At 39.2% G+C, this 16949-nt stretch carries 16 protein-coding genes; 12 read left to right on the forward strand and 4 right to left on the reverse strand.

Going from position 1 to position 16949, the window contains the following annotated elements; genetic code table 11:
* Positions 1-13 precede the first annotated feature (13 nt).
* Complete coding sequence (locus ATG70_RS21085) at positions 14-865, forward strand: Cof-type HAD-IIB family hydrolase (protein ID WP_098446418.1); 852 nt, start codon at positions 14-16, stop codon at positions 863-865.
* A 159-nt stretch (positions 866-1024) separates the two neighbouring features.
* Entirely contained in the window at positions 1025-2506 is a 1482-nt protein-coding gene (locus tag ATG70_RS21090; RefSeq protein ID WP_098446419.1) for an aldehyde dehydrogenase family protein, read from the forward strand.
* 60 nt (positions 2507-2566) lie between these two features.
* Here ATG70_RS21090 and ATG70_RS21095 read toward each other — a convergent pair whose 3' ends face one another.
* Positions 2567-2752 (reverse strand): YhzD family protein, encoded by a 186-nt coding sequence (locus ATG70_RS21095; RefSeq protein ID WP_098446420.1) that lies wholly within the window; start codon positions 2750-2752, stop codon positions 2567-2569.
* Between the two features lie 140 nt (positions 2753-2892).
* Between ATG70_RS21095 and ATG70_RS21100 the strand changes: the two genes are divergently transcribed.
* The 9 genes from ATG70_RS21100 (at position 2893) to ATG70_RS21140 (ending at position 14028) form a co-directional block, all read left to right on the forward strand.
* Positions 2893-3792 carry an ABC transporter ATP-binding protein gene (locus tag ATG70_RS21100; protein WP_098446421.1) on the forward strand — a complete coding sequence of 300 codons (900 nt, stop codon included), beginning with the start codon at positions 2893-2895 and terminating at the stop codon, positions 3790-3792.
* The gene (locus tag ATG70_RS21105; protein ID WP_098446422.1) at positions 3785-5038 is read left to right on the forward strand and encodes an ABC transporter permease; all 1254 of its coding nucleotides are present in this window, start codon (positions 3785-3787) and stop codon (positions 5036-5038) included. Before ATG70_RS21100 ends, ATG70_RS21105 begins: the two co-directional genes overlap by 8 nt.
* 190 nt (positions 5039-5228) lie before the next feature.
* Positions 5229-6470, forward strand: a complete 1242-nt coding sequence (locus ATG70_RS21110) for a metallophosphoesterase family protein (RefSeq protein WP_098446423.1) — start codon at positions 5229-5231, stop codon at positions 6468-6470.
* Positions 6470-9256 (forward strand): ATP-binding protein, encoded by a 2787-nt coding sequence (locus tag ATG70_RS21115; protein WP_098446424.1) that lies wholly within the window; start codon positions 6470-6472, stop codon positions 9254-9256. The genes ATG70_RS21110 and ATG70_RS21115 overlap by 1 nt, the downstream gene beginning before the upstream one ends.
* 4 nt (positions 9257-9260) lie before the next feature.
* The gene (locus ATG70_RS21120; protein ID WP_098446425.1) at positions 9261-9926 is read left to right on the forward strand and encodes a response regulator transcription factor; all 666 of its coding nucleotides are present in this window, start codon (positions 9261-9263) and stop codon (positions 9924-9926) included.
* Complete coding sequence (locus ATG70_RS21125) at positions 9923-11293, forward strand: sensor histidine kinase (protein WP_098446426.1); 1371 nt, start codon at positions 9923-9925, stop codon at positions 11291-11293. The genes ATG70_RS21120 and ATG70_RS21125 overlap by 4 nt, the downstream gene beginning before the upstream one ends.
* Positions 11294-11341: 48 nt before the next feature.
* The gene (gene yhaM / locus ATG70_RS21130) at positions 11342-12313 is read left to right on the forward strand and encodes a 3'-5' exoribonuclease YhaM (RefSeq protein ID WP_098446427.1); all 972 of its coding nucleotides are present in this window, start codon (positions 11342-11344) and stop codon (positions 12311-12313) included.
* A 136-nt stretch (positions 12314-12449) separates the two neighbouring features.
* Positions 12450-13667 carry an MDR family MFS transporter gene (locus ATG70_RS21135; protein ID WP_306472728.1) on the forward strand — a complete coding sequence of 406 codons (1218 nt, stop codon included), beginning with the start codon at positions 12450-12452 and terminating at the stop codon, positions 13665-13667.
* An 85-nt stretch (positions 13668-13752) separates the two neighbouring features.
* Positions 13753-14028, forward strand: coding sequence for a sporulation YhaL family protein (locus tag ATG70_RS21140; protein WP_098446429.1), 276 nt, complete (start codon positions 13753-13755; stop codon positions 14026-14028).
* A 46-nt stretch (positions 14029-14074) separates the two neighbouring features.
* Here the strand turns inward: ATG70_RS21140 and ATG70_RS21145 are convergent, their stop codons facing one another.
* Together ATG70_RS21145 and ATG70_RS21150 are read right to left on the reverse strand one after the other, a co-directional pair.
* A complete protein-coding gene (locus ATG70_RS21145) occupies positions 14075-14989 on the reverse strand; it encodes a peptidylprolyl isomerase (RefSeq protein WP_098446430.1) in 915 nt (304 codons plus the stop codon).
* Positions 14990-15272: 283 nt separating this feature from the next.
* Positions 15273-15461 carry a hypothetical protein gene (locus tag ATG70_RS21150; protein WP_373560797.1) on the reverse strand — a complete coding sequence of 63 codons (189 nt, stop codon included), beginning with the start codon at positions 15459-15461 and terminating at the stop codon, positions 15273-15275.
* A gap of 117 nt (positions 15462-15578) precedes the next feature.
* Here ATG70_RS21150 and ATG70_RS21155 point away from each other — a divergent pair, with 117 nt between their 5' ends.
* Positions 15579-16175: a YpmS family protein gene (locus ATG70_RS21155; protein WP_098446431.1), complete on the forward strand. Its 597-nt coding sequence runs from the start codon at positions 15579-15581 to the stop codon at positions 16173-16175.
* 139 nt (positions 16176-16314) lie between these two features.
* On the opposite strand, the gene ATG70_RS21160 is transcribed toward ATG70_RS21155, so the two are convergent.
* Positions 16315-16860 (reverse strand): DUF3267 domain-containing protein, encoded by a 546-nt coding sequence (locus ATG70_RS21160; RefSeq protein WP_098446432.1) that lies wholly within the window; start codon positions 16858-16860, stop codon positions 16315-16317.
* Positions 16861-16949 lie beyond the last annotated feature (89 nt).

Consider the following 16949-nt stretch of genomic DNA (forward strand, 5'->3'; position numbering starts at 1 on the left):
AGGAGGGATTTGAATGGTTTATCAACTTCTAGCATTAGATATTGATGGAACTTTACTTAGATCTAATCATAAAATTGACAAAGAAACGAAGGAAGCCATTAGTTATGTGAGAGAGAAAGGAGTATACGTAACGCTCACAACGAGTCGTAACTTTGCATCTGCTAAGAAAATTGCAAGGGCAGTGAAGTTAGATGACGTCATGCTCGTTACGCATAGTGGCGCCTTTATTGCTGAAGAGGTTGAAAAGCCAATTTATGAAGAAAGAATTTCAATCGAAGATGTTAATAAGATTGTTAATATTCTAGAGCAATTCGATTGCCATATTCGCATCATTCATGAACGGCTAGCTGTTGGAAATCGAGTGAAGCATAACAACTATTTATCAGCAAAGATGACGCTAGGTATAGGAGATCCATTATTCTATCCTGTAAACTTTGTGGAAACACTAAGTGAGTATCTAGAAAAGAAAGACCTCTCTCCTCCAAAAATTGATGCGCATTTCTTTAATGAAGAAGAAAGAGAGGAAGCACGTCTTATGTTAGAGGAGCGCATTCCTTCGATATCCGTTGTTCGATCGACAAAATGTAATTTTGGCATCATTCCAAAAGGCGTTTCTAAAGCAAAAGGACTTCGTATTTTAGGGGAGAAATTAGGAGTGCCTGTGGATGAAATGGTTGTGATCGGTGACGCAGATTGTGATGCTGAAATGATTCGACAAGCGGGTCTTGGCGTGGCAATGGGGAATGCTTCGTATGAATTAAAGAGACTTGCCGACTGGGTAACGCGATCAAATGATCAACAAGGCGTTTCTTATATGGTAAAAGAAGTTTTTCGAAAGCAAATGCGTGTCCAACTAAAAAGGTAGCTCAAGTTTACGGACGCCTTCATCGAACCCTGACGAATAGTAGGGAATGAAGGCGTCTTTTGTGCGACTTTTGTATCATTTTCTTGAAATGAAAAGGCTTTCACGAAAAAACAGCTAATATGTATAATGTTTGATAATTTTGAATTCTGGAGGGATAGTATGCAAAAATTACTCGACTTGAATCCAAAGGTGACGGAATTTCTGAAAGGCACAAAGCAACTTTATATTAACGGTCAATGGAAGGATTCGGTATCAGGTAGAACATTTGATACGCTAAACCCCTCAACAGGTGAAGTACTTGCTACAGTTAGTGAAGCAATGAAAGACGATATTGATGAAGCAGTTATGTCAGCTCGGAAAGCTTTTGATAGCGGACCGTGGTCTCGCATGTCTGCCTCTGCTAGAAGTCGCTTAATTTATAAGCTAGCTGATTTGATGGAAGAAAATAAAGAAGAGCTTGCGATGATTGATACGCTTGATAATGGTAAACCGATTCGTGAGACGCAAAATGCGGATGTTCCACTTGCGATTGAGCATTTTCGCTACTATGCTGGCTGGTCAACCAAAATCATGGGACAAACCATTCCAGTTAACGGTCCGTTCTTTAACTATACGCGCCATGAAGCATTAGGTGTTGTGGGACAAATCATTCCGTGGAATTTCCCTCTACTTATGGCAGCCTGGAAACTTGGTGCTGCTCTTGCAACTGGTTGTACGGTTGTACTTAAGCCTGCGGAGCAAACGCCGCTTTCAGCACTTTACTTAGCTCAATTGATGGAAGAGGCTGGTTTCCCTGAAGGTGTTGTGAACGTTGTACCAGGATATGGTGAGACGGCAGGGGATGCACTCGTCAAACATCCAAATGTGGATAAAATTGCATTTACTGGGTCGACTGAGGTTGGGAAATATATTATGAATCAGGCTTCAAATGATTTGAAGAGGGTTACGCTTGAACTAGGTGGGAAGTCTCCAAATATTATCTTACCAGACGCTGATATGAAAAAAGCGATACCAGGCGCGTTAAGTGGTATTATGTTTAATCAGGGCCAGGTTTGCTGTGCGGGATCAAGACTTTTTGTTCAGAAGAAAGCATATGATAATGTGATGGCTGACTTAGTAAGCCATAGTCAAAAGATCAAGCAGGGAGCTGGCTTGGATCCTGATACTGAAATGGGCCCACTCGTATCGGCTGAACAGCACGAGCGAGTTATGAAATATATTTCGAAAGGACAAGATGAAGGCGCAGAATTACTGACTGGTGGACAAGTTCCTTATGATAAGGGATACTACGTCCAGCCAACCATTTTCTCTGATGTAGATGATAAAATGACCATTGCAAAAGAGGAAATCTTTGGCCCTGTTGTTGCGGCAATGCCGTTTGAAGACCTTGATGAAGTGATCGAACGAGCAAATGACTCGAACTATGGTCTCGCAGCTGGACTCTGGACAGAGAATCTGAAGTCTGCTCACTATGTTGCAAACAAAATAAAAGCTGGAACGGTATGGGTGAACTGCTACAATGCGTTTGACGCCGCTTCTCCGTTTGGTGGCTATAAGCAATCTGGTATCGGAAGAGAAATGGGCTCTTATGCACTAAATAACTACACAGAAGTGAAGAGCGTTTGGATTAACTTAAAGTAATCAAAAGAGAACCGCTCGTCCTTTATGGACGGGCGGTTTTTGTGAGGTAGTCCGTTTGGGCTATCTTTTTAAGACGATCAATTTACCTGCAGATGATACGACACGTGCCGTATGATTTTCAAATCCTTTTTGTTTCAACAGCTCTTCGCCTACTTTTTTAGCTTCCTTGTCGTCTTGCGCCTCGAAACTTTCATCAAGAACGGTAGCGCCACTTTTTTCAAATGCCGTGATAATGTATTTTTCCATGTAATCCCCTCCTATTAGTAGTTTACCGATTGATCAATTTGTTGTCACTTTTTTCTGAAAAAATGAATCTTTTAGATGAATCAAGCGTTATACTTATCGAGGAGTGTTTCGAATGAAGTAAGATCAATTAAGAGGGGGAAATTATGCTCGAATTTCAAAATGTTACAAAGCAGTTTGGCGCTTTTACAGCAGTTGAGCGTCTTAATTTATCTATTCCAGAGAATGAGATTTTTGGTTTGCTCGGTGGGAATGGAGCGGGTAAAACCACCACCTTTCGGATGTTACTGCGACTTATTGATCAAACAAAAGGAACCATTAGTTGGAAGGGAGAAGGGATCTCTTATGATTCCAGTCATTTAATTGGCTACCTACCTGAAGAACGCGGTCTTTATCCAAAGATGAAAGTGAAAGAACAACTCATTTATCTTGGTAAGTTAAGAGGAATGAAGAAAGCAGAAGTTGAAAAGGAAATAGCGATATGGCTTGATCGGTTTAAAGTCCCTGAGTACCTTGACAAGAAAGTAGAAGAACTATCGAAAGGAAACCAACAAAAAATTCAATTTATTGCAAGTGTTATTCACAAACCGGAATTGCTCATTCTTGATGAGCCTTTTAGTGGTCTTGACCCAGTAAATGTTGAAGTACTAAAAGAGGCGGTGCTTGATTTGAAAAAGAGTGGGACGACCATTTTGTTTTCCAGTCATCGTATGGAGCATGTGGAAGAACTCTGTGAGCATCTTTGTATCCTACATAAAGGAAAAGCAGTTGTATCAGGAAATTTAAAAGAAATTAAACGTTCATATGGAAAAAAGAATATTCGAATTGATGCAGATTTTGACGTTGCCTTTTTAGAAAACGTTGCCGGAGTTGTTCGATTGAAACAGGGATTGAATCATAGCATCGTTCAAATTGAAAATGAACAAGTGTCTCAAACCGTTTTACGGGAGTTGGTAAGTAAAGGGTTTGTTCGACAGTTTGAATTAGAAGAGCCGTCATTAAATGATATTTTCATCGAAAAGGTGGGTGCGGCATATGAATAAGTTTTTCATCGTCCTATCCCAGACGTATTTAAACCGATTAAAGTCCAAAGCTTTTATTATTACGACGGTTATTACATTATTGATGATTTTTTTAATTACGAACATCTCAACCATTATGAATACGTTCGATTCAAGTGAGGCCGATCGTGTAGGGGTAATTGATACTGGCTCGTTTTATCCATCCCTTGAAAATCAAATCAAGATGATGGACGCGGAAATTGTCTTAGAAAAGTTCGAGGGAACAGAAGATGAAGCGGAAGAGGCGGTCGAACAGGGAGACCTTGACAGCTACTTGGTTCTAGAAGAAAACGAAGCTCTCGAACCGACAGGTCTTTATAAAGCGGAGACGGTGGCAGAACAAGTCACTCCTCAAGTGATTGAAACAGCTCTTCAACAAATGAAGAGTACACTCGCAGCTGAAAAAGCTGGCGTGACTCCGGAGCAGCTTAATCAAATTGATCAGCCTGTACAGTTTGAGAAAGTAGCTTTAGAAAAAGGGGCAAAGACGGAGGAGGAATTGAATCAAGCGCGCGTGTTTGTCTATGTGCTCTTGTTCGTTATCTACTTTTCAGTCATTTTTTATGGGAATATGGTAGCTGTTGAAGTAGCAACTGAGAAATCATCACGAGTGATGGAGATCTTAATATCAAGTGTTTCTCCCGTAAAGCAAATGTTTGGCAAAATTCTTGGAATCGCTTTGCTTGGTTTAACGCAATACGCGATTATTATTGCGAGTGGTTATCTGTTTATGCAAATGCAGGAAGACGAACTCACAGAAACAGGATTCCTTTCATTTCTTGATTTCGGCAACTTGTCAACTTCGCTTATCGTCTATGCGATTGTATTCTTTATTCTTGGGTATTTACTATATGCAACGATTCTTGCTATGGTCGGTTCACTCGTTAGTAGAGCCGAAGAAGTGCAGCAGATGATCATGCCAATACAGCTTCTTATTATTATTGCCTTTTTTATAGCGATGTTCGGACTAAGTACCCCATCTTCTACATTTGTCACGATTTCATCCTATATCCCGTTTTTCTCTCCGGTCGTCATGTTTTTACGTGTAGGAATGCTCTCGATTCCATTCTGGGAAGTAGCTCTAAGCCTTACGTTGCTCGTTGGAGCAATTGTGTTATTTGGCATTATGGGCGCGAAAGTCTACCGAGGTGGTGTTCTCATGTATGGAAAGTCATCTTCATTAAAAGACATTGGAAAAGCATTAAAGTTATCGAAACGTGAACAATAACATCAAAAGAAAAGAAGTTAGCAGACCCGGAGATATGGTTTCTTCGGGTCTTATTTATTTTTTACATCTTCATCGGTTGGGCTCATAAGTGTTCGATGCAGGTGAGTAAAGAATGTGAAAGCGTACGAACGTGCGCTCGATTAGATATGGTAAAATGAATGGTAGAGAGCATTTGAAAGGGAGATGAGTGATGAAAGAAGTATCCTTTCTGCACTGTGCGGATCTACATTTAGATAGACCATTCACCGGTGCTAATCAATTACCAACTTCGATTCATGAATTTGTTCGAGAAAGTGCTTATCGCTCTTTGCGCGCTATCGTTAATCTTGCTATTCAGCAACGTGTCGATTTTGTCCTTTTTGTTGGAGATTTGTTTGATAGTAGCTATCGTAGCATAAAGACACAGATGGTTCTCTTACAAGAGTTAAAGAGATTAGATGAAGCGGGGATTTATAGCTATCTTTCCCATGGAAATCATGATGCACTGGACGGAGAGTGGGCTGCTTTAACTTGGCCAGAATCAAGCTACTTTTTCAGTGAGGAAGTGGAAGCTGTTCCATTCAAGCAAGAAGAAAAGACGGTTGCCTGGATTCATGGATTTAGTTATCCAACTCGTCATGTGAATGAACGGATGGTAAGTGCTTATCAAAGGACGGATGAAGAGAGTTTCCAAATCGGAATGCTTCACGGAAATTTAGAAGGACAGACGGAGCACTCTGCTTATGCCCCGTTTACGTTAAGTGAATTAATCGAAAAAAACTTCGATTATTGGGCGCTTGGTCATATTCATCAACGGACAGAGTTACTGGAAAATCCACCGATCGTGTATCCCGGAAACATCCAGGGGGCTCATTCTAAAGAACGTGGCAAAAAGGGATGTTATTTTGTAAAGTTAAGCGATGCTGATCCATTCACGGTTTTTCATCAAACGTCTGATGTTACATGGCATAGGCCAGTTGTTGATATTGGGAAATGTAATTCCATGGAGCAACTTCTAAACGTTTGTGAAGAAATACTGAATCAGGAAAACTTCTCTACAGGCGGGCATTTAATCAATTTTGAATTTATCGGGATAAGTTCATTACATACAGATCTGCTGTATGCAAACCAATTAGATGACCTTCTCCAGACGCTCCAATTAAATCGAGACATGGAAGATAACGGATTTGTGTGGCCGTACAAATTATCTTTGCATTCTATGCCTTCATGGGATCGGGACAGTTTAAAAGAGCAGAGTGGCTTTTTACAAGACATTCTCTTTATTTCAGACCACTATGAGCAAAATGATCTGAAAGAAGCCATATCCCCTCTCTATAGCCACAGGCGAGCGAGAAAGGCACTTCATCCATTAGAAGATGAAAGTCAGTTAATAAAAGAAGCGGAAGAACTTTTGCTCACCTACCTCATTGATTCAAAAGGAGATGGCGAGTAATGAAACTTAATGGCATCGAAATCTATGGTTTCGGAAAGTTTGAAAACGATCGAATCGAAGATATTTCAACTGAATTGCAACTTATATTTGGAGAGAACGAAGCAGGAAAATCAACGCTTATTGCGTTTATCGAATACGTCTTATTTGGCTTTCAGGCTCGTCAAGAAAATAACTATAAGATGAATCAACTGCCGCGTTTTGGAGGAGTGCTTTCTGTTGAAAATAATGGAGAAATGTTTCGAATTGAAAGAACGAAAGATCGCACGTCTGAACAGGTTGTGATCTACTATTCGAACGGCTCATTTGGAGATAGTGACGATTTAAAGGCACTATTAAAGGGAATGAATCGAACGAGCTTTAGACAAATTTTCTTTTGTAATTTGACAACGCTAAATGACTATCAATACTATGATGAAGAAGGTTGGAATCAAGTATTATATGAAGCCGGTATGAGCGGTGGGGCTTCATTACTTGCCATTGAAAAGAACTTTGAAAAGTGGCAAGGCGAAATTTTTAAGCCAGGTGGTAGAAAACCACAACTTAATGAAAAACTGGAAAGCTATGAGTTATTAAAGAAAAAGACGAACGAATGGGAGAAGAAAAACGAGAGCTATAACCATTTGATCGAGAAGGTCGAGAAGTTAGAAACACAAGTGAAGGGCAATGCAGAAAGGTTGCAATTCCTTCAATCTGAGCAGCGAACCCTTGATTATGAGAAACAAATTTTCCCTCTTCTAAAACAAAAACAGAAGCTTCATCATTTATTGGATACTCTACCTGAGTTCGATCCTTTTCCAGAGGAGGGACTTGGGAGGTTCGATAAATGGAAAGAACAGTCTGTCCTTTTATCTGGGGAATTAGAAAGTTTAAAGAAAAGAAAGCAGGGTCTACAAGCAGAAATTCATCCTGATCATCTTCTTCCTGATGCAAAAACGTTCTTACAAGAAGTTTCCTCTTTGAACGAAGAAATGATTCTTTACCGAGGAAGAACAGAAGAAAGAAGAAGACGTAAGCAAGAACTTTTATCACTTGAGAAAACACTTGAATCAGAGTTGCAGGAATTAGGAGAAACTGAAGAAAAAGTAAAACCTGTGAAGACGTCGTTTTCAGGGCGTGAAAGCTTAAAACAAATCACAGAAGCCTACCAGCAATCAAATCAGAAATACCAATACGTTAATGAGGGATTCCTCACGGCTAAAGAAGATCTTGAGAAAGAAGAAAATGAGTTCAATCGCATAAAAGAACGCATTGCTTCTGAGAAAAAGCATAAAAAGGGAGAGAGAGAAAGCTTTTCAACCCAAAAGCGGCCATTTGAGATGATGGCAGTCGCCATCATACTTCTGATTGTGATAGGTTTAGCAGAAAATTGGCTTCTTGGTTTCGTAGCGGCGGCTATTGTTATCGGTGGAGCAATCCTTATGACTTACACAACCAAGGCCTCTAAAGGCGGCTTGCAAGATGAGGCACTGATCCGTGAGAGAGAGTGGACTCGACAAGCTGAACAAATAAAAGATCAAATTGATCGCCTTAACCGTGCATACTTGAAAGCTGCAGAAAAAGTGGATCTCTGGGAAGCAGAGAGGTATCAACTTGATAAGGATTTGGAGGAGTGGCTCGTACGTCATTCGTTTCCAAAAAATTTACCTTCTACATCATTGCTAGACGCATTTGACAGGGTAGTTTCAATCAAGAAGCTACAGACGGACCGTCATCAAAAGCAGAAGCAGATAGAGGAGCTTGACTCTCATTTAGCCTTGGTCGAAGATAGAATGAAGCGTTTATGTGACAAAGTGAATTTACACTATCAAACGCCTGAAAATGCGATTCAACGCGTGCTCCAAAAAGCGGAAGAACAAAGAGAAAGTTTGAAAAAAGTTGACTTGGCGAAAAGTAAGTTAAAATCCCTAGAGGAGCAGTGCGATGAGGTTTCTGCAAAATTAAACAGCTGCAATGAGGAAATAGAGGGGCTAATGCTGTTAGCAGAGACAGAAGGCGAAGAGGCCTATCGAACAAAAGGAAAAGCTCATCAAGAAGCAAAAGAGCTGAACCAAAAGCTTGCTACTCTTTCATCTCAGCTCGGTGAGGATACATCTGTGAGGTTTACAACTGTGGGAGAATTAGAGGATCAGCGTCAACAAGTAGAGCAGGAAGAAACGTCTATATTGGAGAAGCAGCAGACGCTTTACAAGCAGATAGCTGGTGAGCAAGAAAAAATTCGTCTTTTAACAGAAGATGGCACGTATGATGAGCTACTTTTGCAACGGCAGCAAAAGGAGGATGAGATTAACGCATATGCCAGAAAATGGTCTGTCATGAAAGTAGCATCTGATCTTCTAGCGAAAGCGAAAGCAAGATATCAAGAAGAACGCCTACCAGCTGTGATGAAGAAAGCAGAAGAATACTTCAAAACAATTACAGATGAGCGTTACACCGCTATTTATCCACCTTTAGAAGGTGAACCTTTTCGAGTTGTTCATAAGAGCGGACGAGCGTACAAACCATCTGAATTAAGTAGGGGAACAGCTGAGCAATTATATTTGTGTATAAGACTCGCACTTGCTTCTATATCTGCAGTAGAAATGCCAATTTTTCTTGATGATATTTTTGTGAATTTTGATGAAAAACGGACGAATCTTGCGAAAGCATTTATTAAGAAGTTTTCTAAAGAACATCAAGTGGTTTTATTAACATGCCATACAGCTACCACGGTTGGGATAAATGACAAGATGCATGTACTTGAACGTTCATCTGATGTGATAAATAAAAAAGATCATTTAATGAGGTGAATTTATGGAAGAAGTTTACAAAATACACTTGGTTGAAGACGAAGAGAATCTAGTTCAAATATTAAAAACGTATATGGAAAAGGAAAGATTTGTAGTAAAAACTTTTTTGAGTGGTGAAGAAGCGCTCGAAAGCATTCACGAATCCTGTCATCTTTGGATATTGGATATTATGCTTCCTGGAATTGATGGATATGAATTGTTAAAGAAAATTAAGGCAGAGGACGATGTGCCGGTTATCTTTATTTCAGCAAGAGATGAAGATCTTGATCGCATTGTTGGTCTTGAATTAGGAAGTGATGATTATATTGCAAAGCCATTCATGCCGAGAGAACTAATCATTCGCGCCAAAAAGCTATTAAAGCGAGTGTATCAGCAATCTTCCCAAAAACGATTTGAAATTGTAGAATATGAAATTGACCCTGTTTCAAGAAAAGTGCTAGATCGAGGAGAGCCTGTTGAATTAACAACGAAAGAAATGGACTTAATTCTTTATTTAGTTGATCATGTTAATCAAACATTGTCTAGAGAACAAATTCTTGTTCATGTTTGGGGAGACGATTATGTTGGGTCAGATCGCGCCGTTGATGATGTGATTAGACGTGTAAGAAAGAAAATGCCCCGCATGAATCTTGAGACGTCTTATGGACTTGGTTATCGGTTAATCACATGATTCGCCTGAACTTAACAAAACGGATTTGGCTCTCGTTTATGATTCTAGTACTGCTTGTGGGCGTCGTGATTGCGGTTATCTATCCTCTTTCTATTAAAGGAACGTTAACAGAAGAAACGTACCAGATTATTGAGAGTGAGCAACAACGATATACGTTTCCTGATCAGGATGGTCCACTTCCACCTCAAACAGATCAAGATTTTATTGAGCGGAGAGACGCTGAGCGGTCAGTGGGACATACATTGATTACAAGACTGTATAGTGGCCCACTACAAGGAGATCCAATTCCGGATGAAGTTATTATTGAAATGCGCAAAAATGCGCTGGATCAGAAGAAAGATAAAGGACGTTATGAACTCACGTATAATAACCAGGCATCATTGTTTTATGTGATATCCAAAGTTGATGTGAATGGACAAGAAGCATACTTTATTTCTTATATGTGGGATACGTATCGCAATCAAATGATTGACCGCCTCTGGTGGAGATTAATTATCATTTTACTCTTTGCTTTGTTTCTTAGCCTTTTTCCTGCAGCGTGGATTGCGCAATATTTGCGAAGACCTTTAACCGTGCTTGGGGAACGTTTTGAGCAAATTGCAAACCGCAATTGGAAGGAGCCGTTCAAATGGGAAGGTGATGAGGAGTTTCAGAAACTTTCCAATCAATTTGAATCAATGAGGCAGAACTTAATGAGATATGATAAAGCGCAGAAAACATTTATCCAACATGCTTCTCATGAGTTGAAAACACCGATAATGATCATCAAAAGCTATGCGCAGTCTATTAAAGATGGCGTCATGCCTGATTCACTCGATAATACGATGACAGTCATTTTAAATGAATCCGATCGGATGGAGCAACGTGTAAAAGGGATGCTGACGTATATTAAGCTGGATTCAATTGATGAGCCTGAAGGAAAATGGGAAACATTTCGCTTTGGGGTCCTTGCTGAAGAACTTCGTGAACGATTCATGTATCAGAGGGAAGATGTGACGTTTTCGATATCAGGGGAACAGATAGAACTGACGGCAATACATGAACAAATGTTAACGGCTATGGACAACCTTGTTCAAAACGCGTTGCGCTATGCTAACAGTGAGATTCACTTAATGGCTCGTGAGGATGAAGGACGCCTTATATTAGAAGTCTATAATGATGGTGAACCACTATCATTTCAAAAAGTAGAAAAAGATAGATTGTTTGAACCGTTCCAAAAAGGTGATAAAGGGCAATTTGGTATCGGACTTGCGATCGTCAAAAAAATTGCGGAACGTCACAAAGGAATAGCAGAAGTAACCAATTTGGATCAGGGAGTTGTTTTTTCGATTATAATGCCGAAAAAACAAAGCGAAAGGTCTGAGTAAGGCGCTATGCTATACTAGATAAATACATTTTGACCCGGAGGTGGAAAGATGAAGGAATTCAAGGGAATCGGACATTACCGAGTAGGTGATCAAGTGGATCACTTCTTATTAATTAAATCATCAGTGAAAGGCGTAGCAAGTAATGGAAAGCCTTTTCTTACATTAATTTTACAGGACAAGTCAGGAGATATTGAGGCTAAGCTTTGGGACGCATCTTCTGACGATGAAGAGAGTTTTGATGCTCAACAAATTATTAAGGTCAAAGGTGATGTGACAAGCTATCGTGGACGTAATCAACTAAGAATTAAAGCTATTCGCCTTGCAACAGATATGGACCAGGTGAAAGTAAGTGATTTTGTTGAATCAGCTCCACTTGAAGTGAATGAAATTATGGAGAAAATCACGCAGTATGTGTTTGAAATGCGGAATCCAAACATTCAGCGTATTACCCGTCATCTTGTAAAAAAACATCAAAATGACTTTCTGACCTTCCCAGCCGCAACAAAAAATCATCATGAGTTTGTTTCGGGATTATCTTATCATGTCGTTTCCATGCTTGATATTGCTAAGTCCTTATCTCAGTTATACCCATCTCTTGATACAGATTTGCTTTATGGCGGAATTATCCTACATGATTTAGGAAAAGTCGTAGAGCTATCAGGATCGATTGCAGCAAGCTATACGAATGAAGGAAAGCTACTCGGTCATATATCCATCATGGTGAATGAAATCGGTCAGGCAGCAAAGGATTTAGAAATTGAAGGTGAAGAAGTTATGCTTCTTCAACATCTGATCTTGAGTCACCATGGTAAAGCGGAGTGGGGTAGTCCAAAGCCTCCAATGATTCGGGAAGCAGAGATTTTGCATATGATTGACAACATTGATGCGAAAATGAATATGCTTGATCGAGCTCTTAATAAAGTTGAGCCAGGTGAATTTACAGATCGCGTCTTTGCCCTTGATAATCGTTCATTTTATAAACCTAAGATGACACCTATTAGTGAAAATGCAACAAAATAAAGTATGGTAACAGAAGGGAAATGCGTTCTTTGAACCATTTCTCTTTTTTCTGAGAAAAAGGACACCTCGGAGGATGGACATGAAATTAAAGGATTGGGATCGGAATTTAAAGATTAGACTATTTGGGGAGGGATTGATGAACATTCTTTTTTGGATGTTCTTTCCCTTTATGGCCATTTATTTTTCGGATTCATTTGGGAAAGGAATGGCAGGTCTTTTACTAGTTTTGTCTCAGGTTGTTGCCGTAATCGCTAATTTAATTGGTGGGTATTGCGCGGATCAATATGGAAGAAAGCAAATGATGTTTCTTTCTGCTTTAGGGCAGGGACTCACGTTTGTTGTGTTTGCGTTTGCTAATTCTCCATGGCTTAGTTCCCCAATGCTAACGTTTGTAAGCTTTTCTGTTCTTGGCATCTTCGGATCATTGTACTGGCCAGCTAGTCATGCCATGGTTGCAGATGTTGTGGAAGAAAAGGACCGGAATACAGTCTTTTCTGTCTTCTATACAGCACTCAATATTTCAGTTGTCGTCGGACCAATTCTAGGCGGACTATTCTTCTTTCAGCATCGATTTGGTTTGCTATTAATTGCTGCTGCCGTCAGCTTCTCTCTGGCAGTATTAATTTCCATCTTTATTCGTGAGACAGCTCCTGAAAAGAGACAAAATAGTCTCGTTACAGATTCCTCTACGAAATGGACAAAGTTTCTTTGGACTCAGCTTCAAGACTATCGAGTGATTGCGAATGACAAAGTTTTTCTGTTATTTATTTTGGCTGGCGTCCTTGTCGCTCAGACATTTATGCAGCTTGATTTATTAATCGCAGTTTATTTAAGCGAAAAAGTGCCAGAGCAAGCTGTGTTTACGTTCTTAAATACTGCGATCAGAGCAGATGGCAATCAGATATTTAGTTGGCTCATATCAGAAAATGGCTTACTGGTTGCGCTGTTAACCGTTTATATGACAACTAAAATGAATCAATTTAAAGAGCGAAATGTTTTTATTGTTTCTTGTTTGATCTATGCGCTAAGCATGATCTTATTCGGAAACGTTACTTCTATATGGCTTCTTGCTATTGCTATGTTTATTTTTACAATGGGAGAGCTGATGGTTGTTGGGATTCAAGAAGGATTCGTTTCACGTCTAGCTCCAGAGCATATGCGTGGTCAATATTTTGCAGCTGCAAGTCTTCGTTTTACAATCGGTAGAACGGTCGCACCAGTAGCTATACCACTTACAGCCTTAATAGGATTTCAGTGGACGTTTTACTTGATCAGTTTTCTCGCTGTGGGTGCTGCTGTCATCTATTTTGTGATGTTTAACATGAGTGAGAAAGAGGGGGTTAACCATTCTTAACTCTTCTAACTGGTATAATTCATTTCTTTTGTACATAAAGTGTAGTAATTGAAGAAGCTTGTACGAAAGAAAGGAAGTGCTTTGGATGAGGAAAGGCGTTCTTATACTTCTAGGTTTTTTGTTCATTTTAAGTTTGTTTCAACTCACTGAGATATCGGCCACATTATCAGGCGTACTCTCTCAATTTCCATGGTGGATTTATTTTGTACTAGCAGGTATTGTCTACAGTGGTTATAAGACAATGCAATTAACAGCTGAAGAGAGAAAAGTTGATCAGATTCATATTGAAGAAGAAGGTAGAGTGTACGTGGAACGAATGGAGGAAGAACGCGAACGTAGGAAACAGCGAATACCGGAATAGCACAATAAAAAAGACGAAAGGGCTAAGCCCTTTCGTCTTTTTAACGTTATTCTTCTGATTGAGCGTCGTCAGACTCTTCAGTTTCAGTGTTTTCTTCTGTCTCCTCTTTTTTGAAGAGATCCTCAAACTGATCATCTTTTACTTTAATATCAGATTCTTTGATTAGTTCATCAATAACTGTTGGTACGTCTTTTGCATTTTGTAGCATATACTGTTCTTCAACTTGATCTTTTGCATCTTCAAATGACATAACTGTTTTCTTCTTTAGCTTAATAATGTGATAGCCAAATTGTGATTGAACAATGTCACTTACTTCGCCTTCTTTCAATGCAAAGGCAGCTTCTTCAAACTCTGCAACCATGTCACCTTTTTTGAATACGCCAAGATCACCGCCATTTTCAGCTGATCCATCTTTCGAATATTCTTTTGCAAGTTCAGCGAAATCTCCGCCGTCTTCTAGTTTCTTTTGCACTTCTTTCGCTGTTTCTTCATCGTCAACTAAAATGTGGCTTGCTTCTAGTTCTGTGAAAAGATTCTTGTTATCTTCATAGAATTCTTTAAGCTTCTCGTCCGTCACCTCTACACCGTCGGTCGCCGCTTTTTGAGCAAGAAGCTGCTTTCGTACATCGACTTTAAACTGCTCAATGTCCTGGTATCCATTTGATTGAAGGGCTTGTTCAAGTTGCTCATCTGTTTCAAAATTTTCTTTGATCTTATCGAGTTCTTTCTCAACTTCTTTATCAGAAACATCGTATTTATCTTCTAGAATTTTCGTTTGGACTAGATCGCTTAGTACCGATTCACCAGCTTGATCTTTTAATGCTTGATAAAATTCTTCCTGTGTAACATTTCCAGCACTTGTTTCAACGACAGCTTCTGAATTATCTCCTGAATCATTGCTGCAAGCGGATATCGCAAGTAAAGCGATTAAAGCAGAAAGCATAATGAACATTTTTTTCATCAAGTATACACTCCTAAAGGGTTAGTTAAATTTAACAATATTGTGATACAGTTAATACTATAGCATAGAAAGATATGTGAAGTTAAATTGAATTGGAAATATGAGAAAAATTACACAAAACAACCAGGTTCTGTGTGAAATTGATATAATTAAATTCAGGAAACCTCTTCTTTTTTTGAACGGCAATAGTCGAGCAGACGAAGCAGGCGAAACAAAAAAAGATGAGGCTCATCGCCTCATCTTTTTTTGAGTATGCATGCAGATACGTTTTTTGTATCCTATCCTAAGTGAATAAAACTTCTACATAGGAAGAAATAAGCAAAATCGTGATAAGAACGTTAATGGTTCTAAATACATTTGGCTGTTTTTCTTCAGGAATGTTTTTCTTCAAGCATAGGGCATTTGTCATAGAGTTAAATGTAACTAGAATGAAAGTCGCAAATAGGATGAAGATTAATCCAATAATGGTCATGTAAGAACCTCCCAGAGTCCATTTCGTTAATTCGAAGAAATATATAACGGTTTTCTTTAACTTATCTTTCAATCCGTAGTATCATGGAAAATATTCGTCCCATAAGGAGCTGTTCAAATGTTTAAAAACCGATGGAAGACGGCCTTTATCATTCTCTTAGCTGCTGTCGTCCTCATTTTTGCAGGTGTAGTAGGATTCTATCAATACTATTTTCCTGAAAGTGAGATTGCCAAACTCTCAAATGAGAAAAATACAGAAGAACCTTTTGAAACGACATTTTCGATTCAGATGAAAAAAGATGAATTGAATGAAATCATTAATCAAGAACTTGAAAAGTACAGTGAGAAACAAAAGAACATTGGATATAGTGTCAATCTCGATGAGCTGGCATCTTTTCAAGGATACGTAACGATTTTTGATAGGAAAGTGGACTTTTTTCTTAAATTCGAGCCTCAGGTACAGCCAAATGGTGACCTTTTATTAAAAGAAAAATCTTTTCAGATTGGTCTGCTTGAGCTTCCAAGTGATAAAGTTCTTTCCTTTATAAAAAAGCAGGCATCATTGCCGCCTGAAATAACAATTGATTCTGATAATGGGACAATTTATATGGCTGTAAGCGAATTAGAATTGAAGAATGATATGAAGCTTAGGGCGAAATCATTCGACCTTCCTAATGATGAAATTGTATTCGATGCCTACTATCCTATTAATTAGCATGTTGTCCTAACATTATTATGAAGGAAGTCTTATGAGAATTCAATACTGCTGACTGCAAGGCAATAGTAAAAGAACAGAGCGCTAAATTTTAGCGCTCTGTTCTTTTAGGATTTCTTCTTACCTTTTTTGGGATAAGTTAAGAAGCTCGTTTAATAAGGATATGGAAACCTTCACTGCGGTCTTCTACATATGCATTCTTTGGTGCGCGAAGCACTTGAGAGGCATACAGAAAGTCGCTAAAGCTAAAACCAAGGTTAACCGCAGCCAGAATTGAGAAAAACGATACATAGGCTGGCATGTAAACTGATGCAACAATTGCGGCAGTCGTAATCGTAACGGCTGGTGCAAGAGCTGCAATTAAGAAAAGATTTCTTGAAATTGGACTGCACGTTTCACAGCGCATCATCGGTAGGAGGACAAATCCTTTTTCTAATTTCATCGTTGCTTTTAAGCCGGCTAATGTTAAAGGAAGCCAGTGGATCAGCTTATGAATAGGAAAAAGGACAGCCAGGGAACCGAGAAACGGTAGTATCGGTACAATCGCATGTTTTGTTGTCGGATATAACATACTGAAGACGAGATAAAATGCAATAAAGTATAATAGAGTTAACAGCATCGAGAAAATAGTTAATCGATGTGTTCCGAATTCACGATTAAGGTAAATCGATTTCCAACAATTCATAAGAATCACCTGCTTCCGTAACTTTCATGTGGGTTCGTGTTATAGTGAATACTCGTATACTGTACAGCGATTCTACGCAGAAATCAACA

The sequence above is a fragment of the Bacillus sp. es.036 genome, assembly GCF_002563635.1.
Classification (GTDB): Bacteria; Bacillota; Bacilli; order Bacillales; family Guptibacillaceae; genus Guptibacillus.

Bases quoted from the DNA above. Each gene is read 5' to 3' on its own strand.
- ATG70_RS21085 (WP_098446418.1), top strand. From the start codon at position 14: ATGGTTTATCAACTTCTAGCATTAGATATTGATGGAACTTTACTTAGA.
- ATG70_RS21090 (WP_098446419.1), top strand. From the start codon at position 1,025: ATGCAAAAATTACTCGACTTGAATCCAAAGGTGACGGAATTTCTGAAA.
- ATG70_RS21095 (WP_098446420.1), bottom strand. From the start codon at position 2,752: ATGGAAAAATACATTATCACGGCATTTGAAAAAAGTGGCGCTACCGTT.
- ATG70_RS21105 (WP_098446422.1), top strand. From the start codon at position 3,785: ATGAATAAGTTTTTCATCGTCCTATCCCAGACGTATTTAAACCGATTA.
- ATG70_RS21110 (WP_098446423.1), top strand. From the start codon at position 5,229: ATGAAAGAAGTATCCTTTCTGCACTGTGCGGATCTACATTTAGATAGA.
- ATG70_RS21115 (WP_098446424.1), top strand. From the start codon at position 6,470: ATGAAACTTAATGGCATCGAAATCTATGGTTTCGGAAAGTTTGAAAAC.
- ATG70_RS21120 (WP_098446425.1), top strand. From the start codon at position 9,261: ATGGAAGAAGTTTACAAAATACACTTGGTTGAAGACGAAGAGAATCTA.
- ATG70_RS21125 (WP_098446426.1), top strand. From the start codon at position 9,923: ATGATTCGCCTGAACTTAACAAAACGGATTTGGCTCTCGTTTATGATT.
- yhaM (WP_098446427.1), top strand. From the start codon at position 11,342: ATGAAGGAATTCAAGGGAATCGGACATTACCGAGTAGGTGATCAAGTG.
- ATG70_RS21135 (WP_306472728.1), top strand. From the start codon at position 12,450: ATGAACATTCTTTTTTGGATGTTCTTTCCCTTTATGGCCATTTATTTT.
- ATG70_RS21140 (WP_098446429.1), top strand. From the start codon at position 13,753: ATGAGGAAAGGCGTTCTTATACTTCTAGGTTTTTTGTTCATTTTAAGT.
- ATG70_RS21145 (WP_098446430.1), bottom strand. From the start codon at position 14,989: ATGAAAAAAATGTTCATTATGCTTTCTGCTTTAATCGCTTTACTTGCG.
- ATG70_RS21150 (WP_373560797.1), bottom strand. From the start codon at position 15,461: ATGACCATTATTGGATTAATCTTCATCCTATTTGCGACTTTCATTCTA.
- ATG70_RS21155 (WP_098446431.1), top strand. From the start codon at position 15,579: ATGTTTAAAAACCGATGGAAGACGGCCTTTATCATTCTCTTAGCTGCT.
- ATG70_RS21160 (WP_098446432.1), bottom strand. From the start codon at position 16,860: ATGAATTGTTGGAAATCGATTTACCTTAATCGTGAATTCGGAACACAT.